Here is a 22,021-nt window from a genome sequence, read left to right on the forward strand (position 1 = left end):
GATCAATCAATCAAAGCGCAAAGGAGCTGGCCCGGACGATGGATGTTGCGGCCCTGACATTGCTGGCTCTTGCTCTCCCTTTCGTCGCGGCACTCGTCGCGCCGCTCCTGACCCGACTCCTTGGGCATAACGCGGCCTGGATCCTGGCGCTTTTTCCTGCCGCGATCGTCCTGCACTTCATGGGCTTTTGGCCGGAAGTCTCTCGTGGCGAAGTCGTCACCGGCGGCTATGAGTGGATTCCGTCGTTCAATGTCAGTTTCTCCTGGCTGATCGATGGCCTGTCCCTGACCTTCGTGCTTTTGATTGCCGGTATCGGCGCGTTGATCGTGCTCTATTCCGGGGGCTACCTGAAGGGCCACCCCCAGCAGGGGCGGTTCTTCTCGTTCATCCTGATGTTCATGGGATCGATGCTCGGGCTCGTCGTGTCCGACAGTTTCCTGATGCTCTTCGTTTTCTGGGAGCTGACCTCGATCACCTCGTTCCTGCTGATCGGCTTCGACCATTCGCGCGAAGCGCCCGGCGCGCCGCCCTGCAGGCGTTGGTGGTCACCGGGGGAGGCGGGCTGTTTCTGCTCGCGGGCCTGTTGATCATCTGGAATGTCACCGGTGTCACCCAGCTTTCGTTGTTGACGTCTTTCGGTCCGGAGATGCGCGAGAGCCCGTTCTATCTCGCCGCGTTGCTGTTGGTGCTCGGTGGCGCCTTTACCAAGTCTGCCCAGTTTCCGTTCCATTTCTGGCTGCCCAACGCGATGGAAGCGCCGACACCCGTTTCGGCCTATCTGCATTCCGCAACGATGGTTAAGGCCGGTGTCTATCTGTTGATGCGCCTCAACCCGGTGCTCGGCGGAACGCCGGAATGGCAGATGCTGTTGCCGCTCTTCGGCGGCACCACGCTCATCATCGGCGCGGTTCTCGCTTGTCGCCAGACTGACCTGAAGCTGATGCTCGCCTACACCACCATGGCATCTCTCGGCCTGCTCGTGATGCTGACCGGTCTCGGTTTTCCGCATGCCATCGAGGCGGCGGCGCTCTATCTGGTGGCGCATTCGCTGTTCAAGGGCGCGCTGTTCATGGTCGCCGGCATTATCGACCACGAAACCGGCACGCGCGATGTCACAAAGCTCGGCGGACTGCGCTCCGCCATGCTGCTGACGTTCGTGATCGCACTTGCCGCAGCACTTTCCATGGGCGGCCTGCCGCCGTTTTTCGGTTTCCTCGCCAAGGAGGAGATCTACTACGCGCTGCCTAGTTTTGACCGGCGCGCGATGGTTTTCGCTTCACTTGCCATCCTCGGCAATGCGCTGATGTTTGCCGTCGCTTTCGCCGTCGCGCTCAAGCCCTTCATCGGCGCAAAGATCGAAACGCCGAAGTCGCCGCATGAGGCGCCGCTGCTTCTCTGGCTCGGGCCTGCACTCCTGGCTGCCAAGGGACTGTCGGCTGCCCTGTTGTCCAACCTCACCCACGAGCTTGTGTCGACACCGATGGCGACGGCGATTGCCGGCGAGCCCAGGCAGATCACGATCTCGGCGATCCCCGATATCGGCATGCCGCTGGTGTTGTCCTTTGCCACCATCGCTCTGGGCATTGTCTGCTATCTCAACCTCGCCCGCTTGCGTGCCTTCATCGCGACCATCCTGAGTGACATCGGCTGGGGGCCGGATCGCGGTTTCGATCAGTTCATGCGAAACCTCGTGCGCTTTTCCGTCGCGCTGACCCGCCGGCTGCAGTCAGGTCGCCTTGAAGTCTATATGACGGCGACCTTCGTGCTGGTGGCCGCCGTGCTCCTGGGCGCGCCGATCTACTATGGCGAATTGCCGCGCGCACCGTTCTTTGCGGGCGACGTGCCGCTGCATGAGCTCGCGATCATGGCGATCGCCGTCATCGGGCTCTTCGCTGTCGTTCTCGCCGCCGACCGGCTGACCGCAATCGTCTCGCTCGGCATTCAGGGCTTTGCAGTCGCCGTCATCTTCCTGCTTTACGGTGCGCCGGATCTCGCCTTTACCCAGTTCATGATCGAGACCCTTTCGGTCGTGGTGCTTGCGCTGGTGATGACGCGGTTGAGGCTCTCGCCCTCCGATCATCGGCCGCTCGGCCAGAGACTTCCTGATTTCACCATCGCGCTCGCCTGCGGCATCGGTTTCGGGCTTATGCTGCTGAAGGTGACCGGCGTGCCCTTCGACGCCTCGTTGACCGATTTCTTCAATCTCTATTCGAAGACGGTTGCGCATGGCGCCAATGTCGTCAACGTCATCATCGTCGATTTCCGCGGCACTGATACGCTCGGCGAGATTGCCGTCGTCATGGTGACGGGTCTCGCCATCCTGTCTCTCGTTCGCCTCAGGGCCGGCTCGCTGCGGCGCATCGCCGATAATGACCCGGACGCGGAGGACGGCGCATGAGATCGGTGATCTTCCGTGCCGTTGCGCCGTTTCTGACCAGCCTGATGGTGCTGTTTTCGATCTTCGTCCTGTTGCGCGGCCACAACGAGCCGGGTGGCGGCTTCATCGGCGGGCTGATCGCCGTGTCGGCGCTGGCGATCTACGGTATCGCCTGCGGCGTGGAGACGGTACGTCGCGCCATTTATTTCCATCCGATGGCGATTGCCGGCGCCGGCCTCTTCGCTGCCACCATCGCCGGCCTGATCTCGATGGCTGCGCGCGTGCGTTCATGACCGGGCTTTGGATCTATCCTTCCTTGCTTGGCGTGGAGGTGCCGCTGTCGACGGTGATGCTGTTCGATGGTGGCGTCTATCTCGTCGTCGTCGGCGCCATCAGCTCGATCGCCCTGTCGCTCGAAGAGCGGGGAGGTGAATGATGGAGGCATGGTTCGCGCTGCTCGTCGGCATCTTCTTTACCGTTGCCATCTACCTGTTGCTGTCGAAATACATCATTCGCGTTCTTTTGGGCGTGGCGGTCCTCGGCAATGCCGTCAACCTTTTGATCTTCACCGGTGGCCGGTTGACGCGCGGCGTGCCGCCCGTCATTCCGGAGGGCGCCGATACGCTCGCAGGGCCGGCGGCGAATGCGCTGCCGCAGGCTCTCATCCTGACGGCGATCGTCATCTCCTTCTCTTTCTTTGCTTTCCTGCTGGTCCTGGCCTGGCGCGCCTACGAGGATCTTTCGACCGACAACACCGACGAGATGCGCGTCGCCGAGCCGGAAGAAGAGCCGGCTCCGCCGCTTGGATACTGACCGACCCATGGCCGTTTCGACTTCACCTCCCGCCGATCTCTCCGCTGCCCTCGTTCTCGAGCCGGTTGCGGCTGCCGACTGGCTGGTGATCCTTCCGGTTGCCTGGTGCCTGGCGATCGGCGCGCTGCTGGTCATGCTGCGCCGTCCGATCGGCCTGCACCCGTTCGTCGCGGTGGCCGGGCTTGCCGGTCTGGTGGTGATCGACGGGCTGCTGCTTCAACACGTGATCGCCAGCGGCCCGGTGACGATGGTCATGGGGCGCTGGCTGCCGCCTTTCGGGATAGCCTTTACCGTCGATCTGACCGGCGCGCTCTTTGCGCTTGCGGCCTCCATCGTCGCGCTTGCCGGCGGCATCTACTCGCTTGCCGATATCAACGACAGCGGCCGGCGATACGGCTTCTATCCCTTCCTGATGCTGTTGATGGCGGGCGTCTCCGGTGCATTTCTGACCGGCGACGTCTTCAATCTCTATGTCTGGTTCGAGGTGCTGCTGATCTCGTCCTTCGGCCTGATCGTGCTCGGCTCCGAGCGCGAGCAGATCGACGGCGCGGTGAAATACGGTTTCCTCAACCTCGTCGCGACGACGCTTTTCCTGATCACCACCGGTTATCTCTACGCAAGCTTCGGCACGCTCAACATGGCCGATATTGCCCGCAAGGCGGAGGGCCTGCGCGGCACCGCGCCGCTGATGACGCTGACGGCCTTGTTCCTTTTGGCCTTCGGCATGAAGGCTGCGGCATTCCCCGTCAATTTCTGGCTCCCGGCGTCCTATCATACGCCGCGTGTCGTCGTGTCCGCGCTCTTTGCTGGTCTGCTGACCAAGGTCGGGATCTACGCTCTGATCCGTGTGACGGTGATGCTGTTGCCGTTGGAACGGGAAGAACTCAGTTTCGTCATCGCGGCGGTCGGCGCCCTGACGATGCTGGTCGGTGTGTTCGGGGCGCTGGCGCAGTCGGATTTCCGTCGCATGCTCGGTTATCTCGTGATCTCCGGCATCGGCTCGATCCTCGCCGGCATCGCCGTTGGCGGGCCGGGTGGCATCGGCGGCGCGATCTTCTATGCGCTGCATTCGATGCTTGTGATGACGGCGCTTTACTTTGCTTCCGGCGTGGCAGCGAAACTCGGCGGCAGCTTCTCGTTGTCCTCGCTTGCCGGTCTTTACCGCCGCCATGTCGGTTTCGCTGCGATCAGCCTGATGCTTGCCTTTGCCGTGTCCGGCCTGCCGCCGTTCTCGGGCTTCTGGCCGAAGGTCATGCTGGTCAAGGCCGCACTCGACATTGGCGCCTGGTGGCTTGCCGCAGTGCTGCTCGTCACCGGTTTCCTCACGACGATCGCCACCGGTCGTTTCTTCCTGCTTGCCTATTGGCGGGACACGGCAGACGGGCAGGCGGCAACGGCCGAGACGCAGATCCCGGCCGCCATTCTTCTGCCGCTTGCGGCGCTGACGATGCTGACGCTCGCGATCGGCCTTTATCCCGAGCCGCTGCTTGCAACGATCCAGAATGCTGCCGTCGGGCTTTCGGAACCGTCGAGCTATCTGAACTCGGTCTTCCCGGGAGCCGCCCGATGATCAAGTTCCTTTGGATCAATCTGATCTTCACTGCGATCTGGGCTGCAATCAGCGGCAGTCTCAGCGTGCCGAACCTGTTGCTCGGCTTTGCAGTCGGCGCGCTATCCCTGTGGCTGATCCGGCGCGAATTGCAGCCTGTTGCCTATCCGGTTCGACCGCTGAAGATCCTGCTGCTGACCGCATTGTTCTTCAAAGAGCTGGCAGTCTCGGCGACCAAGGTCGCTCTCTTGGTCATTCAGCCGAAAATGCGGCTGAAGCCGGGCATCTTCTCCTACCCGCTGACGATCAAGAGCGACTTCGAGATTGCGTTGCTTGCCAACCTGATCACGCTGACGCCCGGCACGCTTTCGGTCGACGTCTCCGAGGATCGCAAGACCCTCTATGTGCACGCGCTTGATTGTGCGGACCCCGGTGGCCTCAGGCGCGATCTTGCCAACGGCTTCGAGCGTCGGATCAAGGAGGCCTTCGAATGACGATGCCGGAGCAGATACTCAGCGGCGCCACCGTCTTCGCGCTCGCGCTCTTGTCACTGGCGCTGCTGGTGACCGTGTGGCGCATCATCCGCGGCCCAACACTGCCCGATCGGGTCCTGGGCCTCGATATGCTCGTGGCGATCGCCATAGGCCTGATTGCGGTCGTTGCCATCCGCACCGGCTTCAATCTCTATATCGATATCGCCATCGCCCTTGGACTGGTCGGCTTTCTCGCAACCGTCGCCTTTGCCCGCTTTGTTCTGGCGCGCGGTCTCTCGCCGGAGAAGGCGAGCCCGGAGCAGGCTGCGGCCGGTGCCGGAAAGCGAGGTCGGACGCCGCAGGCGAAAGTTGCCCGACGCAAACGCAAAGGGGGACGCTGATAGAACCGATGTTTGAGGCCATCATTACGCTTTCTGTTGCTGTCCTGCTTGTCGGCGGCGCCACCTTTTCCCTGCTGGCGGCAATCGGCATCGTGCGCTTTCCCGACCTCTACACCCGCATGCATGCGGCCTCCAAGGCGGGCACCGTCGGTTCGGGCCTGCTGCTTCTGGCCGCGGGACTGCACTCGCTCGACGTGGCAATATTGTTTCGGGCGCTGGCGGGCTTCTTCTTCTTCGTACTGACCGCTCCGATTTCTGCCCATCTCTTGGCAAAGGCTGCTCATCAGGCGGGTTACAGGCTGGCGAAACAGTCGGTCATAGATCAGCTTCCGCAAAAGGAAGAGCCGCGCCGGCATTGAACGGCAACGTTTCTGATTTTGTATTTCAGAACATTCCGATAGAGCGCCGCCGCGTCAGCAATTTCGAAATAAAGTTGCTAGCGGCGGGCAAATTTATGTTTGGAATTTTCGCTGATCAATGTTAATCGAGTAAATGTAAAGTGTCGTTGTGAAAAATACTTAGAGCTGAAATTCCAGCTTGAGTTGTGAATATTGGCTGTTGCTTTGAGAGGTTGGTTGTTCCAGCGACTCGGCAATAGGTTTCGTGATCAAAATTCCAACTCTTGATATTGCGGCAAGAATTTGTCCTTGCTGTACGATTGATGGTCTATCCCAAGGCAGCGAAGGCTTCCCGACGGCATTTGCACGTATTCCTCTCCCTGAAACATGTTTCGGGCTTGTGCTGTATTCCGATAGGAGAAAGAAATGACTGAAACAACGCTTGGCGCGAGCCATGAACTTCTGGTTGAGCTGACGGCTGAGATCGTGTCCGCTTACGTCAGCAACCATGTCGTTCCGGCTGCCGAGCTCTCCACGCTGATCGCCGACGTCCATTTGGCTCTCAACAACACGGCGGCACCTACGCCGGTCGTGGTCCCCGTTGAAAAACCGAAGCCGGCCGTATCGGTCCGCAAATCCGTGCAGGACGATCAGATCACCTGCCTGGAATGCGGCGGTACCTTCAAGTCGCTGAAGCGCCACCTGATGACGCATCACAGCCTGTCGCCGGAAGAATATCGCGAGAAGTGGGATCTGCCGACCGACTACCCGATGGTTGCTCCTGCCTATGCCGAAGCACGTTCGCGGCTCGCCAAGGAAATGGGTCTCGGCCAGCGTCGCAAGCGTCGCGGCAAGTAAGCTGACCTGCCGCCCATCGCCACGACCGCGCCCTGCGCCGGTCTGGTTCGAGGGGCGGAGCGTAACTGAACACACAAAGGCCGGGCTGTCGCCCGGCCTTTGTGTTTTTCAGCTTGGGAAAATGTGCCTATTCGCGACGCTACAGCGCCGCGCGTCTTATTAGACGCGCAAAGGTCGCTGTGGCACTTTGAATTGCTGCATGTTCTTATCCTTGAATCGGATACGATTTAAGGAAACATGCAGTAGGCTGTAGCTGCAACTGGACGCAAAAGGGGCGGGAAAGTGTGCAAAAAATTTCCTTATTCCCCTCCCGAGAAATGGATATATGAATTAATTCCTATTGAAGGGGTTTTCATATGTCCTTTATCGAAGCCGACGGCCGAAACGAATTTTCATCCGGGACGGTCCATCATCTCAAGACGGCCGCGTTGACGGCAGGGCAGGTTGCTGCAGTGAAGCGCGGGCAGGGCGGCGCGCGTGAGATGTCGACGCGGTTGACCTGCCGCCTCGTGCAAAATCTGACGGCCGAAGCGGTGCATCTTGCCGCAGACCGGATACCGCTTCTTCGTGATAGGAGACGCGCCAAATGCCATGTGCGCCAGATCGCCATGTATGTCTGCCATGTCGTCCTGCAAATATCGCAAGGCGATATCGCCAACGCTTTCGAGCGAGACCGGACGACCGTCCGGCATGCCTGCTCCGTCATCGAGGATCGACGGGATGCTGCCGATTTCGATGCGTTCATAGAGACGATCGAGCGCCTGGTGTCATCTGCGTTCACCGCACAAGCGGAGCGGGGTGAATAGCTGTTCGCCAGGCATTCGGCCGGTAGCGATTGGCCGGCACGGATCCTCAGGCATTGTCAGCGTCAAAATGGCTGCGTCGCGCAACGCTTGTGGTGCCGGGCGACGCTCACATTCGCGCAAGTTCGGCGATTGTGTGAATGCATGGGGACGGCCGCGATCTCAGGCGGCGAGGCGGGTCTCGGCTTCGTTCTTGATCCGCCGGATCATCGAGCGCAGGCCGTTCGCCCGTTGCGTCGACAGATGTTCGATCAGGCCGATCTTGCTGAAAGTAACGATGGCATCCAGCCTGGAAATCTCGGAGGCACGCTTGCCGGAATAGATCGTAAGCACAATGGCGACCAGTCCGCGCACGATGTGGGCGTCGGACTCGCCTTCGAAGAGCAATACCGGATCTTCCGGGTCGCCGGTCGCCTGGGTGGCGAGCCAGACCTGGCTGGCGCAGCCTTGCACCTTGTTCTCACTGGTGCGCTTGGCGTCCGGCATCTCGGGCAGGGCCTTGCCGAGTTCGATCACATAGCGGTAGCGATCCTCCCATTCGTCCAGGAAGGCGAAGTCGTCGATGATCTGGTCAAGCGTGGTCATGGTCCGGTCCGTTTGTCGACACCGTCAGGCGGCGCGCTTGTCCGCCCGAGGTCAGTGCCTCTGCTCCGATCCCCAGCAGTCCTTACGGTGCCGGGATCGTTGTGACCCTCATATAGGTGATGGTAGCACAGATGAGAACCGCGAATTGCCAACTCGGACGCATCAGAGTTCGATTCGGGCGAGGATCTACAGCGCCGCGCGTCTTATTAGACGCGCAAAGGTCGCTGTAGCACTTTGAATTGCTGCCTGTTGTTATCCTCAAATCGAATGGGATTTAAGGAAACATGCAGTAGCGCTAGATCGAAACGCTTGTAGGAATTGCGATGGCACCGGCAGCCGCGCCGACTGTTGAATCCAGAGATGCAATCGAGGTGGTGAGGGAGGCGCTTGCTTTCCTGGCGTCGTCCGCGTCGCTGCCAGCGCCCTCAGCGCGCAGATCCTGCTCCGCTTTCCTCAGCAATTGCTTGAGCTGTTCGGCAAGTGCCTTGAACTCTGCAACCGTCCTCGCATCGGAGTTTTCCTCCGAACTCCCGGAGCTGAATTCGCGGTAGGCGCGTTCGGCAAGGGACGATGGCTCTGTCTTGTCGGCGCTGTTGCCTTCTTCGCCGCCGGCATTCGCCATCTCGTCGGCATTCACTTCCATCGCCGCCGATGCAACCGTTGTTGCTGCGGATGCGGCACCGGCCGCCGTGTCGCCACCGGCCAGGCCGGACGAGCCGCCACCGGCGAATTGCTGTGCGGCCGCGCCAAGCTGCTGGGCCAACTGTTTTGCAAGCCTTGCAAGCGTCTCCGGGTCCGAGGCCCAGAACCGCAGCATCTGCATCTGCTCCTTCAACTCGTCCAATTTCTTCTTGGCAATGGCCTTGCGGTTGGCGGCGGTCTCATCGTCCGTACGCAAAAGATTGAGAAGGGAAGATCTGCTCTTTTGCTCCAGCGGCGCCACGTCGGTGCCCGCTTGCGATCCGGCCGCGGGGACACGCGTTGCGCTCGCATTTGAAAAGAACCCGTATATCTGCATCGGGGCAGTCTCCGCTGAATGTGCGGGGACCTAAACAGCCATGTCTTGTGCGGACCTGTTGCTGGACCGCCCCTCGGTTGCAAACCGAAAAAAGAAAACGCCGCGAGGGGATGGGATCCTCGCGGCGGCCGCAAGAAGGCGGCAAGTCAGGCAGTGTCAAAGGATGGCTCGGCGGCGGTCGCGCGGACCTGCTGCCACGGCAAGAAATGTTTACTTGGCGAGGGACGCCTTCGGGTCGAGGCGCTTTTCCGGAACCGGCGTACGCTTGAACACCGGAGCCGTCTCCGCAGCGGTCTGTTCGACCGGCGCCACCAGCGTGGCGGCAGCCTCGGTCGCCTGACCGACAGTGCCGGTCGTTACCTTGGCATCGGGCTTGATCGCATCGGTTTCGGCAAACTGGGTGTCAAGGAATTCATAGGCGATGCGGGCGCCTTCCCGGGCCCGATGGCCAAGTGCGACGAAGGTTTCAGCACCCTTCTCGCAGACCTCCGGCTTCTGGATGCAGATGGCGCTGATATACTGGAATGCCTCATTGGCGGCCGAGAAGGTATCGCCGAGCTCGACCTTCGGTCCGTGCTCCAGCTTCTGCGCGCTCGACGGATCGAGGAACGGCAGCAGCACCAGCACCATCGAAAACCAGAATGTCGCCTTGATGAGAAACCACATGTTCTGCCCATCCTATATTCGGCTGCCGCGCCCGCCGGTCTTCTAGCCGGTTTTACTGCTTTCGGCATCCTGGAGCGCCGCAGTATCCCCTGATACCCGTTCACGCCCGCCGTCGTTTGCATGAGGACCGCCGTCTTTCGTCGCCCGGCCCTTTGTTGAGACTGACATTAGGCAGGGAATCACAAGACCGCTTTTCAAAAACCCGCAGCATTTGTTTCGAATTTTAATGAAATTCCCGATTTTGAGGATTTGCCGGGCATTTGTGTCGCATTTTAGCTTTCGCCGTTAAGGTTCATGGCGGCGGGCCGCCGGCAAAGGCCGAAAGCGTGGGCAACGGCACCGGGGCGCCCTGCCCAAATCCTTAACGTGAGGCGGAAAATGCACGGAAATCCGTTGCTTACGCCCCGTTAACCACAAGAAATGAAGGTCGCCCGAATTGCCTCAAAACGGGATTTTTCAGGCATTTGGCGCCGTTCCGGGACAGTCCCGTTTATTCTTTCATTAAGCCGGGGATGCGAGATTCCGACATGTCACGAGGCAGTTCGAATGGCGGCCCGCATGAAGCGGAAATCGGTCACGCTCAGTCTCGCAAGAACAACAAATGTGGCAGGGTAAGGCGTGAGCGTATTGCGTGACATGGCTGGCAGATGGACGTCCCGCGTGGACGAGGCCGCTGCCCTGTGGTTGCCCCGCCGCGAGGCTGGCTCCGCCATTGGCCGTCGGGACCTCAAGCGTCTGCGTACGGTCGCTGCCGTCTCCCTGACAGCACTTCCGGCAGTACCGCTGGCGCTTGCGCTCGCCATGCCCGTTTCCTCCGCATTGCCGCTTGGGACCGCTCTTTGGGCGTCCGCCTCGCTGCTGGCCGCTGCTACCGCCATTGCTCGTGGACGCGGCAACCAGGCCTCGGAAACGCTCGAGCCGGCTGTACCAGATCTTCCGGATCTTTCGGCCGCCTACGACCTTTTTGCCGGTCTTGTCACCGTGCACGATCTGCGCGGCAATGTTCTCTCCATTCACGGCCGTGACTCGGCCGAGCATCTGACCCTGATGCGCGACCCGGGCGGCCGCGGCTTCATCGAGCAGATCCACGTCTCCGATCGCATCACCTTCCTGAGCGCGATCGATATTCTGCGCCAGGGCGGCGAGCGGGCGACCGTCAACATTCGCATCGAGCGCCGGTCGCTGCCGGCTGAAGGCGAACAATTCGTCCATATGTGCTGCGAACTCGCACCGCTTCTCGACCGCAACGGCGGTCTGACGGCGATCCTGGCACAGTCGCGCGATGTATCGCAGGAAGCACGGCTGCGCGTCGAAGCTGCGGCGAGAACCGCAGAAGCGGAATCGGCCAACGATGCCAAGACCCGTTTCCTTGCCGCCGTCAGCCATGAACTGCGCACGCCGCTCAACGCCATCCTCGGCTTCTCCGACGTGCTGACGGGCGAGTATTTCGGCAAGCTCGAAAACGACCGCCAGCGCGAATATGTCAGCCTGATCCACAAGTCGGGCGAGCACCTTCTGTCGGTCGTCAATACGATGCTCGACATGAGCAAGATCGAAGCGGGCCGCTACGAGCTGGTTCCCGAGCCCTTCCGCGTGGCCGAGGCGGTCGCGGCCTGCGAAGCGATGCTGTCGCATCAGGCCCAGGAAAAGGGCGTCAAGCTGGCGAGCCGCGTGACCCGCAGTGTCGGCGAGATCAATGCCGACCAACGCGCCTTCCAGCAGGTTCTGATCAACCTTGTCGGAAACGCCATCAAGTTCACCGACCACGGCGGCATGGTGACGATCGACGCCGAGCTTGACGGTCCGGCCTTGAAGCTGACCGTCAGCGACACCGGCATCGGCATCGCCGCCGACAAATTGCAGATGTTGGGGCAACCCTTCGTCCAGATCCAGAACGACTACACCCGCCGTTACGAGGGCACCGGTCTCGGTCTCTCGCTGGTCAAGGGCCTCGTGGCGCTTCACGGCGGCGAGGTCGCGATCCGCAGCCGCGAGCGCGAAGGCACAGTCATCACTGTTACGCTGCCCAGCGACGGGTCCGGCATCGTCGAGGCCAATCGCGAGGAACCGCGCTCGGCCGTGACCGTCGAATTTCCGCCGCGGCTGAGAGATAGTGACACGCAGGCGGTTGCCGATGGCGACCGATTCGAAAGGACGGGTTTGAACGAGGAACGGGGATATGGCGCCGCGCAAGCGAAAACAGCCTGATCGCAAGAAGGCGGCGCGTTCCGCGCCAGGCCTTGCCATGCGTGGGCTGGCTCTCGCCGGCCGCGGGGTTGCGCTTGCTGGACGGCTGGCGGCCCGGCACCCGTTGAGTGCCGGCGGTTCGGCTGCCTTTGTTGTGGTCTTCTCCTTCGTTGCTGCAAACGCCATGTGGTACCAGCATGGCGCCCATCCATCGCCGTTGCTTCGCACCCGCGTGCCGCTTGTCAGTCCAGAGACCGCCGAGCGCATCGCCGTCGCCAAGGGCGCCGAGATCGAGCCGCGCAACGTCACCACCTTCGTCATCAAGCGCGAGGACGACAAGGCGACGGAAAACGTCGAGGAGGTGATCGCGGCGGTCCCGTCTGAGGCGCCTGCCGAAAAGCCGTCGCCCGAACGTGTCGCCTCGGTGCCGGAGACGTCCGCGTCACCACTGGTCGCCGATATCCAGAAGGAACTGAACCGCATCGGCCTTTATGATGGCGTGCCGGATGGACGCACAGGCCCGCGCACGTCAGCCGCAATCCTGCGATTTGAGAAGCAGGCCGGACGCACCGAGACAGGCGCCGTGAGCGCCGAACTGCTGCGCGCCCTGCGCACGACATCTGGCCAGAAGATGGCCGCGGCACTGCCGGCAAGCCGGCCCTACGCCGATCCGAAACGTGCAGTTGCCGATGTCGACCCTGTCGCCGCAGCCATCCGCTCGGCCGAGACCGACAAGATGCTGATTCCGCGTGCCGAGATCCCGGTGTCGAGCGAGCTGGTCCTGGACATCCAGAAGGGCTTAAGCAACCTCGCCTATGCCGACATCGTCGTCGACGGCGTTGCGGGGGACCAGACGCGTGCAGCGATTCGCCATTTCGAGAAGCACTACCGGTTGCCGCAGACCGGTGAGCCCAATGCCAAAGTGCTGAAGAAGCTCAAGGAGATCGGCGCGCTTTGAGGGACCTTCTCACGGGCGCGTCTCCCATCCGTTGAACACATTCTTGTCGCGGCAGCCAATTTGCATGCCTGGCTCCGCCCGTGTACAGGCATGTCCATGCGTCTCAAATCCCACATTTTCGTCTCCGCGTTGCTGCGCCGCGCCTTTGCGCTCGGTGGGTACGCAGCTATCCTGCGCAAGGGGGCGGAGGACGCTGGCGCGATCTTTATTCGTCAACGCACGCGGATGGGTACCGAAACGCTGTTTGCACCGGCGCCGCAGAACTTCTTCGATGACGACGCCAATATCGGTCGCAAGTTCGAGATCCGCTTGAAGGATCGCGATGGCGACGCCGTGGATGATGCACTCTCCCGTGAAATCCGTTTCGATCCGGATTGCTGGATCGTCGAGATCGAGCTGGACGATCGCGCCGACCTGTTCGATGTCGTGCCGGAAGACGGCGCAAACCACTCTTGAACCATATGTGAGAGCTGGGCCGGCTCGGTCGTGACCAGGACTAGAGCATTTCCAGGAAAAGTGCGAAGCGGTTTTCCGTCAGGAAATGCGTAAAAACAAAGAGATAGAGCGTTTGTTCGGTTCCGTCTAAATCGGAAACGCTCTAACGGCGGCCGAACACCCGTTGCGGCTTGGCGCCGCCGGCGGCCCCGGCTACCTTGCGGACGGTCAGCTGGCACGCATCATTGGCATGGTCATCCGCAAGATAGGGCTGGTGCCGTGCCGCGGGCGCGTCCCGTTCCTCGGATTGCAGCCAGGCGTCAAGCTGTTCGCGGCTCGATGTCGGGTCCATGGCGCCGGTCAAGGCTTCAGCGCGCGTGGTGCCGCCGATGCGTTCGGCGAGGTGCGGATAAAGCGACTGCAGCACGAAGGTGAGATCGTCGGTCGGCAGCGATAGGGCGATCAGGCTCGTCGCCAGCTGTTGGCCGGAAACGTCGAGAAGAATGCGCTCGACCAGGTGCCCTCCGGCATCGAGCGCCGTCGCCAGCGCACGCGAAAACAGGATGATCTCGCCGCTGCGGGCAAAGCGCACCAGGAGGGCGCTTAGCGTAGTGCTGATCGGTATAATGGTAGATGCGGCGGCAGCCGCCTCGTGCGCCGCGACACGGGCAAGTGTCTTGATTTCGGTGCGCAAGGTTTCCTCGCGCGCGGCCCTTGCAGCATCGACATCCGGCTCGGCCAGCGTTGAAGGCGCAGCGACTGTCTGTTGCCGCACGTCCGGGCGGGCGGAAAGGCCGGCGGGGTTGTGGTGCTCGACCAGGGCATCGATCACGGAAGGCGACAGAGCGGTGCGGCGGGCGATTGCACCGGCGTGGGCCGCTCCCTGCTGGCGGATGATGCCGATAAGCGTTCGATCCGACAGGGCCTGCGAACGGGTCAGGAAAATGGCGGCGATCGAGATCGGCATGCTGCCGATCAGGGCTGCGACCGGCTCCGGAACATGGGGGCACTGCGACAGCGCGGCGGCGGCCTGACGGCGCGCTTCGCTGCTGGAGCCGAGGAACAGCGGCTCGAACAATTCGGAAAATTGCTTCATGTCGGACTTGCGAGGGATCCGCAGGCTTTCGAAACCGCTGACGGTTGCCATCAGGACGACGTCCTTCAAGCGGCCCGTCTGTGGCCTTTCCAACTCACGAAAGCGTTCCGTCACGATAAATCCTTGCACGCAAAACATGATCGCCATTGCCGGCGATCCGGAACGGCACACGTCACTAAAAATAAAAGAAAAGCGTTAGCGTACTGTTAACTATGGACGTTGGGGCTTTATTCAGGCTTGCGGCGTGCGAGCGGCTGGTGATTTTGTGCGCTTTCTATCGCAAAGCCCTGCTTCCTGTGGGCTCGATCGTTTCCAGCCTTAAAAAATCCACAAGCGGCTTTAAGTGATCGCGGTGACGGTGAAGGGTTCCGGACGCCCGCCGACGCAAGAGGGCTTAGTGAAGAGGGGCCTTCCGATGGGAGAAAGCTTACTGTGAAGAAAATAGTGTTGCGCGCAGCGGCCATATGCGCGCTTTTCCTGGCGCCGGCGATTGCCGAGGCGGCAGAGGGGTTTGCAACCGCCAACGTCAATATGCGGTCCGGTCCGAGCACGCGCTATCCGGCAGTGTCGTTGATCCCGGCCGGAGAAGCCGTCGAAATCCACGGCTGTCTTGCCGATCTGCCCTGGTGTGACGTTTCCTTCTTTGGCGGCCGCGGCTGGGTCGCCGGACGCTATGTGCAGGCGGATTATCGTCGCAACAGGGTCTATGTCGAACCGCAATATTACCGCCCGCTCGGTATCCCGACGGTGGTCTTCCAATTCGATCGCTACTGGGACCGCAACTATCGCGGCCGTGACTTCTATCGCGACCGTGACCGGTGGCGTCGTGGGCCGGATTGGGTCGACGACAACCGTCGCCCGCGGGACTGGGAACGTCAGCGTGACCGCGATCGCCGCGAGTGGGAACGCGACCGCACCCGGCAGGACTGGGAGCGTAACCGCAGAGACGGCGAGCGCTGGGACGATCAGGCAGGCGGCGATGACCGCCGCGACTGGGAACGTCAACGGGACCGCGATGGCACCCGCGTGCGCGAGGACTTCGAAGATGGTTACGGCGGCGCTCGCCCGGTTCCATTGATTCGATGCCAGGCGATGGACCCATCCTGCGTGGAGTGATGCGAGTGGTGGGCGATGCGCCCAGCTTTCGGACGGGCGGCCCAAGGGCCGCCCGTTTTTCGTTGGCGTTCGGATTTTCGCTGCTCTCGATCGGAACCATTGCCGTTGCGATGCGTTGAAAGCGGGCAAGAGAAGGAGCGTTGCAATGGTAGAAAAGAAACTGCAGGCGGTGCGTGACACGGTCGAGAGTGAAGTCGAAGCATCGGCTGCTCGCGTCGAGTTGGAAGCGCAGATTGCCGAGTTGCGCGCCGAGATTGCCCGGCTGACCGATAGCGTGTCGGCGATCGGGTCCGGTGCAAAAGCGGTTGTTCAGAGCGAAGCGGAGTTGATGACCGAGCGGGTGCGAGAGCGCGTCCGTGAAGAGCCGATTTCGACGCTTCTGACCGTTGCCGGCGTTTCCTTCCTGTTTGGACTGTTGTCCAGGCGCTAGCCATTCCCGTTCCGCCCGAAGCTGTTACCCCGGATACAGTGTTTTGTTTTTCCGGGGGACATACTCCCACAGGTTAGGGGTGCAGATGCGGCGTTAACCATCTGTTAACCAGCCTATGGCTCAATCGAAGCGGACCGTCTATGATTGGTCTGTACCACTTGAGCAAGCAGCAACCTCCGGGCGACCGGAAGAAGGAGAAGATGAGAAAAGCGCGCCTGTCCGGGCACTGCCCGGGAAAATGCGCTGGCCCCGAAAGGGCAGGGTGAAATCTGTACGGTAGTTCATCCGTCTCAAGCCTATATGGAGACGAGCATGGCAGACGTGATCAGAATGCAGGACCACAAGGTCCAAATGCCACCACGCAGACCTCCGGCCATATCGGGCGGAGCAAAAGTGCTTCTGTTTACCGGAATCCGCTACGAGCGTCTCGATGGCCGCGATCCGCAGCCAACCGCGCCCGACGGACGTCGGATCAAGAAGCAGTAGTTATATCCACCGCCCATGTGTCGGCTGCATCGGCCGGCCTGCGCACGGCTTTGCTTGTGCCAACAACGCTCCGCCCCTTGCGGTCGCGTTCATCTTCTCCACGACATCGAGATAGGAACGGCAAGGCTGAAGGCCGCGTACCCTGTCCGAGGGACTGCGCTGACTAACGACGGAACGGCTCGCAGCTTGATTCCGCCAGGAAGTTCCGGACCTGATCCTCGAAGCTGTCGAGCGGCGCCATGGCGCGCAGCACCGCATAGCCATCCTCTTCCTTCATCTCCACCATGATCGATTGTGCCAGAGCTTCCGGCGGCGTCTTGCGCAGTTCCACCAGCTGGATCGGCGTCGCAACCACGAGGTCGAGCCTGCCGTTGACGGCGGTGTGGTCGTTCATGCTGAAGACCTCATTCGATGCGCTGTCGAAAACCGCAAGCGACCAGAAAGGTACCGCGCCTCTGGCGAGGAACCGCGCCGGACCGTCGGTGATCGAAAAGCTGCAGACGGCCGTGCGGAGATAAGGGTCGTCGTTGCTGAGGCCGGTCGGTCCAGGGGTACTCGTCAAAGAAAAGAAGCTGTCCATCTCGAGAAGACCGAGAACGCGCGTATAGGCGTCGCGACCGGTAAATTGCGGCAGCACCAGCACGATGATGATATGCAGCAGTGCTGCGCCCACGAGACCAAGGATGGAAGCGAACAGAACACTACGCATCGCCGCATCCCGTTTTCACGATTTTCGGCATGGCGAGATCGATAAGGCCGGAGGAACCTGCCGTCGGGGTATCGAGCAGCGTCAGGACCAGCCGGAAGGTTCCGGAATGCCGTAACGCTACCCAGTTGTCCGGCTTGGCGTTCGGCGAGACATGGATGGTGAAGGAACTGTCTTCGGCGCGCAGCACCGTCCACGAGTTGATCGCCGAAGGCAGATCCGAGCCGGGGCGCAGCGGCACGCCATCGGCATTCGCTGCATAGAGCGTCCAGAATCGCGCCTGCGGCGTCAGCCCCGAGACATCGTAGGAGCAGGCGGCCGACAGCTTCTCGCCCCTGTCGTCGACCTGTGCCATGAACATCAGCCCTTCGGCGCCGCCATAGAGCAGTTCGCCGGCCCGGGCGCGATGTGCCTTGGCATAGGGGTCGGCATTCTCGGTCTGTGCTTCGGGGAAGGCGACCCACGGGCCGATCGAGATCGAGCCGAAACCGACCGTCGCCTTCAGCGCCCAGACGGCTGAAGCGATGCCGCCGCCGAAGGCGATGGCAAGGGCAAGGGCGACGAGGAGGGGAATTCGGAACAAGGGCGGCTCTATCGAATATGGTTATGCATAGGCGCAATGCGCCGCGCAGCCCATGTCTCGCCCAAACGGGCGCGCGACGCAACGGCGATCATCGCGCCGACCTGGCAACCGGTATCGATCCGGCCGTTCAATTCAAGGTTTCGAGCGCGTTCAATTGCTGGCGGCATTCGGGAGAGCCTGTTGGGAGGACCCGCCGTCGGCGGCGCCGAGTACGGCGACTTTGCCGCCGCTCCTTTCCGGCGCCTTCAAGGCGGGGGCCTTTTCGAAGGTATCGCCCACCGAACGCAGGAGCCGTGTCACGTCTGCCGATAGCGACCGCGGCCGCACCAGCGGCGGCAGGGCATTTTCATCCGGCTTGGCATTGGCGACCTCCGGTTGCTTGCTCGGTGCAGGCGCCGGGGACGTTATCCCCGGTATCTGGCGGTGCTCGATGCCCTGTTCGGCATAATCCATCAGCCGCTTGAAGGTCATTGCCGGCAGCGAACCGCCGGTCATGTTGTTGGTCGAAGTATAGTCGTCGTTTCCGAACCAGACCGCCGTCGTGTAGTCACCGGTAAAACCGACGAACCAGGCGTCGCGATAGGCCTGGGTGGTGCCGGTCTTGCCGCCGGTAACGATGCCGTTGTCGAGGGCCGCCTTGCGTGCCGTGCCGATCACCGGGATCTGCGTCAGCATCGAATTCATCGATGCGTTGGCCTGCTCGGAAAGGATGCGTCTGGCCGGCGGTTCGTCGCGGGAAAAGTCGTAGAGGATGTCGCCGTCATAATTCAGGATCTGGCTGATGCCGTGGCGGCGTGATTGTAGGCCGCCGGCTGGGAACACGGCATAGGCCGTCGCCTGGTCGAGTACCGTCACTTCGGAGGTGCCGAGCGGCATCGTCTTGTCGGTGCGCAGTGGCGTTTCGATGCCCATGTTCTTGGCGGTCTGCGCGATCAGCTCCGTGCCGAGCTTGTCCTTGGCGAGGCGCACCGGGATCGAGTTGATCGACCTAGCGATCGCCGTCAGGATGGTGATGCGGCCGGCATAGCTGCGGCCGTAATTCTGCGGTGACCATCCGCGCCAGGTGATCGGTGCGTCGACGACGATGGTCTCCGGCGTCATGCCTTTTTCCATGGCCGCCGCGTAGGTGTAGACCTTGAAGGAAGACCCCGGTTGGCGCAGCGCCCGCGTGGCGCGGTTGAACTGGCTCTCGCCATAGTCGCGGCCGCCGACCATCGCCCTGACAGGACCTCCGTTTTCGACCATCACCAGTGCGCCCTGCTTCACATGGAAGCTCTCGCCATATTGCCGAAGGCTGGACTCGACCGAATCCTCGGCCGCATTCTGCAGCCCCATGTCGATGGTGGTGCGCACGATGAGTGAATGCTGGGCAAATGGCCGGGCGATGCGCTGCACTTCGTCAAACGCCCAGTCGAGGAAGAAGTCGGGCGCCTTCACCTGGGCGCGATCGATGACGGTTGCCGGGTTGAGACGTGCCGCAATCACTTGGCCCTCAGTCATCAGCCCGCCCTGGACGAGGTTTGTCAAAACCTCGTTGGCGCGGCCGCGGGCGGCCGGCAGGTTGACGTGCGGGGCGTAGCGCGCCGGTGCCTTGAAGAGGCCGGCGAGCATGGCGGATTCCGCCAGGTTGACGTCGGTGATCGCCTTGCCGAAATAAAACTGCGCCGCTGCCGCAGCACCAAACGTCCCGCCGCCCATATAGGCGCGGTCGAGGTAGAGCCGCAGGATCTCTTTCTTCGAAAGGTTGGATTCGAGCCAGATGGCCAGAAACGCTTCCTTGATCTTGCGCTCGATCGTGCGCTCGTTCGACAGGAACAGGTTCTTGGCGAGCTGCTGCGTCAGCGTCGAGCCGCCCTGGACGACACCGCCGGCGCGTGCATTCTCGGTCATGGCGCGGGCGAGCCCGAGAAAATCGATGCCGTAGTGGTCGAAGAAGCGCCGGTCTTCCGTTGCGAGCACAGCCTTGATCAGATGATCCGGCAATTCGTCGATCGGCACGGAATCTTCGTGAATGATGCCGCGATGGCCGATTTCGTTGCCGTAGCGGTCAAGGAAGGTGACGGCGAAATCGCTTTGCGCCCGCCAGTTGCCCTTGGTCTCCTCGAAGGCCGGAAGAGCGAGAGCCAGCATCAGCACCGAGCCGGCCGTTCCCCAGGTCATACCTTCACCGAGGACCTCGAAGACCGCCTTCTTCCAGCCCGTGACGCGGAAGCGGCGGAAGAAAATAGTGGTATCTTCCCACCATTGTGAGAGTTTGAACCCGGCATTCCAGACCGTCGAATCGATCCAGGAATCGATTCTCAGAAAGATGTGCCGCTTTTTCGGCCGGTTATCGTCTTTCCTCGGTTCCCGCACGGTCTCAACGTCCTGAAGGCTTTTGGCATCATGCCGGTGCCGCGCGATATTTGCACGGCGTCAAATTCCAATCTACTTGCATATCGCGCCGGTGGCCTTAAAAAACCGGCAATTTTCTGCGAAATTTCTCTCCTGCATGTTTCCTTTGGTCGTCGCCGATTAAAGGACAAACCTGCAGCAACTCAAATCGCTACTGTGACCTTTGCACGTCTGATAAGACGTGCCGCGCAGTAGCGCGACCGATTTGACGAAAGTGTGATGGCGATGGGCGAAATGCCTTTCTGGAAGGCGAAGAGCCTTGACGAGATGAATGACGCGGAGTGGGAAAGCCTCTGCGACGGCTGCGGGCTCTGTTGCCTCAACAAGCTCGAGGATTGGGAAACGGCAGAGATCGCCTGGACCTCGATCCGCTGCACGCTGCTCGACGGCGAGAGCTGTCGGTGCAAGGACTATCCGAACCGTCAGGCAACGGTGCCGGATTGCATTCAGCTGACGCCGGACGCGGTGCGCGAGATTACCTGGCTGCCGCCGACCTGCGGCTATCGGCTGGTGGCGGAAGGCCGCGACCTCTATTGGTGGCATCCGCTGCTCTCGGGCGATGCCGAGACGGTGCACACCGCCGGCATTTCCGTGCGTGGCCGCACCGTTGCGGAAGACGGCATCGACATCGAGGACTACGAGGATTACCTCGTGACCTGGCCGCTGGAAGTCGGCGAGAAAAGTTTGGGTTAACAGCCTGTTAGCTGCCCTTGCGGAATCGGTTTTGGAACGGGGCGCCATTGCAGGCACTGCGGAGAGCAGCTAGAGATCGGTGGTATTCCATCGTTCTCAGGCATTCCGATGATCAGCACCGACCGCCTCATTCTCCGCAGACCGCAGCTGGAGGATTTCGAGCCCTATCAGCAGATGTGGTCGGATCCAGAGATCCTTCGTCATATCGCACCGGCCCCCTTTTCCGGCGAACAGATGTGGACGCGGTTTTTGCGTCAGGAGGGCGGCTGGCAGTTCTTTGGCTTCGGTTATTTCGTGATCGTAGAGAGAAGCTCCGGGCGCTTCGTCGGGCAGGTCGGCTTTCAGGAACTGCGCCGCGAGATTTCTCCCGCCCTGACCGGGACGATGGAGACCGGCTGGACGATCGCGCCTGAGGCGCAGGGACGCGGTTATGCCAGCGAAGCTGCGCATGCGGCTTTCGGCTGGGCGCGGGAACATCACGCCGGACGCCGCGTAACCGCTATCGTCAGCCCGGCCAATGCGGCATCGATCAGAATCGTGGAGAAACTCGGCATGCGGCCGTTCGCGCAGACGGAGTATCACGACAAGCCGGTCACGCTTTTCGACTATGTTCTCTGAGACGATTGCCTGCGGATAGAAGGTCGTCTGCAGACGGCTTTCGAAACGTCGATGCCGGCCGCGTCAATGACGGCCGTTCTTCTTCACCAGGCTTTTGGGGGCAACATTGCGCCACGCGGTTTCCATCGACTGGCGAACGAGATCCTCGTCGGCCTCGACAAAGTAGAGCGAGGTCCAGCCCTTGTTGCCCCAGCCACCGGGGACCGCAGCGCAGACGCCGGGTTCCATTTCCAGCAGCATGCGCTGCTGATCCGGTGTGAACTTGAAAACCGCCCGCCCTGCCTCGGGCAGAGACATGAAGATGCGCTTGCCCACACGGAAGTCCCGCGTGCCGAAATGGGCATTTTCTTCCGTTCCCGGCAGGCTCAGCGCCAGTTTTTCAATCTCGTCGGTCAGCATGGAAAAAGAGTAACACGGTTTTTCCGATTGGCCAAAAGG

Annotated in this window: 23 protein-coding genes and 2 pseudogenes; 17 read left to right on the plus strand and 8 right to left on the minus strand. The window is 61.5% G+C overall.

Annotated elements, in window-relative coordinates; all coding sequences use genetic code 11:
• The first annotated feature begins 38 nt into the window (after positions 1-38).
• The 9 genes and pseudogenes from BKP54_RS14365 to BKP54_RS14410 all read left to right on the plus strand — a co-directional run bounded on the left by BKP54_RS14365 (position 39) and on the right by BKP54_RS14410 (position 7,615).
• A pseudogene (locus BKP54_RS14365) lies at positions 39-2,398 on the plus strand (putative monovalent cation/H+ antiporter subunit A).
• A pseudogene (locus BKP54_RS14370) lies at positions 2,395-2,813 on the plus strand (Na(+)/H(+) antiporter subunit B). Before BKP54_RS14365 ends, BKP54_RS14370 begins: the two co-directional pseudogenes overlap by 4 nt.
• A complete protein-coding gene (locus BKP54_RS14375) occupies positions 2,813-3,190 on the plus strand; it encodes a Na+/H+ antiporter subunit C (protein ID WP_025426317.1) in 378 nt (125 codons plus the stop codon). Before BKP54_RS14370 ends, BKP54_RS14375 begins: the two are co-directional and overlap by 1 nt.
• Positions 3,191-3,197: 7 nt before the next feature.
• Positions 3,198-4,760: a Na+/H+ antiporter subunit D gene (locus tag BKP54_RS14380; RefSeq protein ID WP_084814543.1), complete on the plus strand. Its 1,563-nt coding sequence runs from the start codon at positions 3,198-3,200 to the stop codon at positions 4,758-4,760.
• Positions 4,760-5,233: a Na+/H+ antiporter subunit E gene (locus BKP54_RS14385; RefSeq protein WP_084814546.1), complete on the plus strand. Its 474-nt coding sequence runs from the start codon at positions 4,760-4,762 to the stop codon at positions 5,231-5,233. Before BKP54_RS14380 ends, BKP54_RS14385 begins: the two co-directional genes overlap by 1 nt.
• Complete coding sequence (locus tag BKP54_RS14390; RefSeq protein WP_025426320.1) at positions 5,230-5,613, plus strand: cation:proton antiporter; 384 nt, start codon at positions 5,230-5,232, stop codon at positions 5,611-5,613. Before BKP54_RS14385 ends, BKP54_RS14390 begins: the two co-directional genes overlap by 4 nt.
• An 8-nt stretch (positions 5,614-5,621) precedes the next feature.
• The gene (mnhG, locus tag BKP54_RS14395) at positions 5,622-5,972 is read left to right on the plus strand and encodes a monovalent cation/H(+) antiporter subunit G (protein ID WP_025426321.1); all 351 of its coding nucleotides are present in this window, start codon (positions 5,622-5,624) and stop codon (positions 5,970-5,972) included.
• Between the two features lie 405 nt (positions 5,973-6,377).
• Positions 6,378-6,809, plus strand: coding sequence for a MucR family transcriptional regulator (locus tag BKP54_RS14400; RefSeq protein WP_025426322.1), 432 nt, complete (start codon positions 6,378-6,380; stop codon positions 6,807-6,809).
• Between the two features lie 356 nt (positions 6,810-7,165).
• Positions 7,166-7,615 (plus strand): helix-turn-helix domain-containing protein, encoded by a 450-nt coding sequence (locus tag BKP54_RS14410; protein ID WP_025426323.1) that lies wholly within the window; start codon positions 7,166-7,168, stop codon positions 7,613-7,615.
• 159 nt (positions 7,616-7,774) lie between these two features.
• On the opposite strand, the gene BKP54_RS14415 is transcribed toward BKP54_RS14410, so the two are convergent.
• The 3 genes from BKP54_RS14415 to BKP54_RS14425 all read right to left on the minus strand — a co-directional run bounded on the left by BKP54_RS14415 (position 7,775) and on the right by BKP54_RS14425 (position 9,881).
• The gene (locus BKP54_RS14415; protein WP_025426324.1) at positions 7,775-8,197 is read right to left on the minus strand and encodes a SufE family protein; all 423 of its coding nucleotides are present in this window, start codon (positions 8,195-8,197) and stop codon (positions 7,775-7,777) included.
• A gap of 295 nt (positions 8,198-8,492) precedes the next feature.
• Complete coding sequence (locus BKP54_RS14420; protein WP_025426325.1) at positions 8,493-9,215, minus strand: hypothetical protein; 723 nt, start codon at positions 9,213-9,215, stop codon at positions 8,493-8,495.
• A gap of 210 nt (positions 9,216-9,425) precedes the next feature.
• Positions 9,426-9,881 (minus strand): DUF5330 domain-containing protein, encoded by a 456-nt coding sequence (locus BKP54_RS14425; protein ID WP_025426326.1) that lies wholly within the window; start codon positions 9,879-9,881, stop codon positions 9,426-9,428.
• Between the two features lie 636 nt (positions 9,882-10,517).
• On the opposite strand from BKP54_RS14425, the gene BKP54_RS14430 reads away from it, so the two are divergent.
• From BKP54_RS14430 to BKP54_RS14440, 3 genes are all read left to right on the plus strand, one after another.
• Positions 10,518-12,089 carry a HAMP domain-containing sensor histidine kinase gene (locus BKP54_RS14430; RefSeq protein WP_057211476.1) on the plus strand — a complete coding sequence of 524 codons (1,572 nt, stop codon included), beginning with the start codon at positions 10,518-10,520 and terminating at the stop codon, positions 12,087-12,089.
• The gene (locus BKP54_RS14435) at positions 12,061-13,026 is read left to right on the plus strand and encodes a peptidoglycan-binding protein (protein WP_025426328.1); all 966 of its coding nucleotides are present in this window, start codon (positions 12,061-12,063) and stop codon (positions 13,024-13,026) included. The genes BKP54_RS14430 and BKP54_RS14435 overlap by 29 nt, the downstream gene beginning before the upstream one ends.
• Before the next feature lie 96 nt (positions 13,027-13,122).
• Positions 13,123-13,482: a DUF1491 family protein gene (locus tag BKP54_RS14440; protein ID WP_025426329.1), complete on the plus strand. Its 360-nt coding sequence runs from the start codon at positions 13,123-13,125 to the stop codon at positions 13,480-13,482.
• A gap of 142 nt (positions 13,483-13,624) precedes the next feature.
• On the opposite strand, the gene BKP54_RS14445 is transcribed toward BKP54_RS14440, so the two are convergent.
• The gene (locus tag BKP54_RS14445; RefSeq protein WP_084814547.1) at positions 13,625-14,695 is read right to left on the minus strand and encodes a DUF2336 domain-containing protein; all 1,071 of its coding nucleotides are present in this window, start codon (positions 14,693-14,695) and stop codon (positions 13,625-13,627) included.
• Between the two features lie 294 nt (positions 14,696-14,989).
• On the opposite strand from BKP54_RS14445, the gene BKP54_RS14450 reads away from it, so the two are divergent.
• The 3 genes from BKP54_RS14450 to BKP54_RS35095 all read left to right on the plus strand — a co-directional run bounded on the left by BKP54_RS14450 (position 14,990) and on the right by BKP54_RS35095 (position 16,589).
• Positions 14,990-15,673, plus strand: a complete 684-nt coding sequence (locus BKP54_RS14450) for an SH3 domain-containing protein (protein WP_025426331.1) — start codon at positions 14,990-14,992, stop codon at positions 15,671-15,673.
• Positions 15,674-15,818: 145 nt separating this feature from the next.
• The gene (locus BKP54_RS14455) at positions 15,819-16,103 is read left to right on the plus strand and encodes a hypothetical protein (RefSeq protein WP_025426332.1); all 285 of its coding nucleotides are present in this window, start codon (positions 15,819-15,821) and stop codon (positions 16,101-16,103) included.
• Positions 16,104-16,415: 312 nt separating this feature from the next.
• Complete coding sequence (locus tag BKP54_RS35095) at positions 16,416-16,589, plus strand: hypothetical protein (protein ID WP_164474925.1); 174 nt, start codon at positions 16,416-16,418, stop codon at positions 16,587-16,589.
• Positions 16,590-16,752: 163 nt separating this feature from the next.
• Here the strand turns inward: BKP54_RS35095 and BKP54_RS14460 are convergent, their stop codons facing one another.
• The 3 genes from BKP54_RS14460 to BKP54_RS14470 all read right to left on the minus strand — a co-directional run bounded on the left by BKP54_RS14460 (position 16,753) and on the right by BKP54_RS14470 (position 20,233).
• Positions 16,753-17,298: a membrane protein gene (locus BKP54_RS14460; RefSeq protein ID WP_025426333.1), complete on the minus strand. Its 546-nt coding sequence runs from the start codon at positions 17,296-17,298 to the stop codon at positions 16,753-16,755.
• Positions 17,291-17,878, minus strand: a complete 588-nt coding sequence (locus BKP54_RS14465; RefSeq protein WP_025426334.1) for a DUF1214 domain-containing protein — start codon at positions 17,876-17,878, stop codon at positions 17,291-17,293. The genes BKP54_RS14460 and BKP54_RS14465 overlap by 8 nt, the downstream gene beginning before the upstream one ends.
• Before the next feature lie 150 nt (positions 17,879-18,028).
• Positions 18,029-20,233, minus strand: a complete 2,205-nt coding sequence (locus BKP54_RS14470) for a transglycosylase domain-containing protein (RefSeq protein WP_025426335.1) — start codon at positions 20,231-20,233, stop codon at positions 18,029-18,031.
• Between the two features lie 264 nt (positions 20,234-20,497).
• On the opposite strand from BKP54_RS14470, the gene BKP54_RS14475 reads away from it, so the two are divergent.
• Positions 20,498-20,965: a YcgN family cysteine cluster protein gene (locus BKP54_RS14475; RefSeq protein ID WP_025426336.1), complete on the plus strand. Its 468-nt coding sequence runs from the start codon at positions 20,498-20,500 to the stop codon at positions 20,963-20,965.
• A 108-nt stretch (positions 20,966-21,073) separates the two neighbouring features.
• Entirely contained in the window at positions 21,074-21,583 is a 510-nt protein-coding gene (locus BKP54_RS14480; protein WP_025426337.1) for a GNAT family N-acetyltransferase, read from the plus strand.
• Between the two features lie 63 nt (positions 21,584-21,646).
• On the opposite strand, the gene BKP54_RS14485 is transcribed toward BKP54_RS14480, so the two are convergent.
• Complete coding sequence (locus tag BKP54_RS14485) at positions 21,647-21,982, minus strand: MmcQ/YjbR family DNA-binding protein (RefSeq protein ID WP_025426338.1); 336 nt, start codon at positions 21,980-21,982, stop codon at positions 21,647-21,649.
• Positions 21,983-22,021 lie beyond the last annotated feature (39 nt).

The sequence above is a fragment of the Ensifer sp. 1H6 genome (assembly GCF_001976035.1).
Lineage (GTDB): Bacteria > Pseudomonadota > Alphaproteobacteria > Rhizobiales > Rhizobiaceae > Ensifer > Ensifer canadensis.

What these genes read in the sequence shown, in the direction of transcription:
- BKP54_RS14375 (WP_025426317.1), top strand. Translation starts at nt 2,813, where the DNA reads ATGGAGGCATGGTTCGCGCTGCTCGTCGGCATCTTCTTTACCGTTGCC.
- BKP54_RS14380 (WP_084814543.1), top strand. Translation starts at nt 3,198, where the DNA reads ATGGCCGTTTCGACTTCACCTCCCGCCGATCTCTCCGCTGCCCTCGTT.
- BKP54_RS14390 (WP_025426320.1), top strand. Translation starts at nt 5,230, where the DNA reads ATGACGATGCCGGAGCAGATACTCAGCGGCGCCACCGTCTTCGCGCTC.
- mnhG (WP_025426321.1), top strand. Translation starts at nt 5,622, where the DNA reads ATGTTTGAGGCCATCATTACGCTTTCTGTTGCTGTCCTGCTTGTCGGC.
- BKP54_RS14400 (WP_025426322.1), top strand. Translation starts at nt 6,378, where the DNA reads ATGACTGAAACAACGCTTGGCGCGAGCCATGAACTTCTGGTTGAGCTG.
- BKP54_RS14410 (WP_025426323.1), top strand. Translation starts at nt 7,166, where the DNA reads ATGTCCTTTATCGAAGCCGACGGCCGAAACGAATTTTCATCCGGGACG.
- BKP54_RS14415 (WP_025426324.1), bottom strand. Translation starts at nt 8,197, where the DNA reads ATGACCACGCTTGACCAGATCATCGACGACTTCGCCTTCCTGGACGAA.
- BKP54_RS14420 (WP_025426325.1), bottom strand. Translation starts at nt 9,215, where the DNA reads ATGCAGATATACGGGTTCTTTTCAAATGCGAGCGCAACGCGTGTCCCC.
- BKP54_RS14425 (WP_025426326.1), bottom strand. Translation starts at nt 9,881, where the DNA reads ATGTGGTTTCTCATCAAGGCGACATTCTGGTTTTCGATGGTGCTGGTG.
- BKP54_RS14430 (WP_057211476.1), top strand. Translation starts at nt 10,518, where the DNA reads ATGGCTGGCAGATGGACGTCCCGCGTGGACGAGGCCGCTGCCCTGTGG.
- BKP54_RS14435 (WP_025426328.1), top strand. Translation starts at nt 12,061, where the DNA reads ATGGCGCCGCGCAAGCGAAAACAGCCTGATCGCAAGAAGGCGGCGCGT.
- BKP54_RS14440 (WP_025426329.1), top strand. Translation starts at nt 13,123, where the DNA reads ATGCGTCTCAAATCCCACATTTTCGTCTCCGCGTTGCTGCGCCGCGCC.
- BKP54_RS14445 (WP_084814547.1), bottom strand. Translation starts at nt 14,695, where the DNA reads ATGTTTTGCGTGCAAGGATTTATCGTGACGGAACGCTTTCGTGAGTTG.
- BKP54_RS14455 (WP_025426332.1), top strand. Translation starts at nt 15,819, where the DNA reads ATGGTAGAAAAGAAACTGCAGGCGGTGCGTGACACGGTCGAGAGTGAA.
- BKP54_RS35095 (WP_164474925.1), top strand. Translation starts at nt 16,416, where the DNA reads ATGGCAGACGTGATCAGAATGCAGGACCACAAGGTCCAAATGCCACCA.
- BKP54_RS14460 (WP_025426333.1), bottom strand. Translation starts at nt 17,298, where the DNA reads ATGCGTAGTGTTCTGTTCGCTTCCATCCTTGGTCTCGTGGGCGCAGCA.
- BKP54_RS14475 (WP_025426336.1), top strand. Translation starts at nt 20,498, where the DNA reads ATGGGCGAAATGCCTTTCTGGAAGGCGAAGAGCCTTGACGAGATGAAT.
- BKP54_RS14480 (WP_025426337.1), top strand. Translation starts at nt 21,074, where the DNA reads ATGATCAGCACCGACCGCCTCATTCTCCGCAGACCGCAGCTGGAGGAT.
- BKP54_RS14485 (WP_025426338.1), bottom strand. Translation starts at nt 21,982, where the DNA reads ATGCTGACCGACGAGATTGAAAAACTGGCGCTGAGCCTGCCGGGAACG.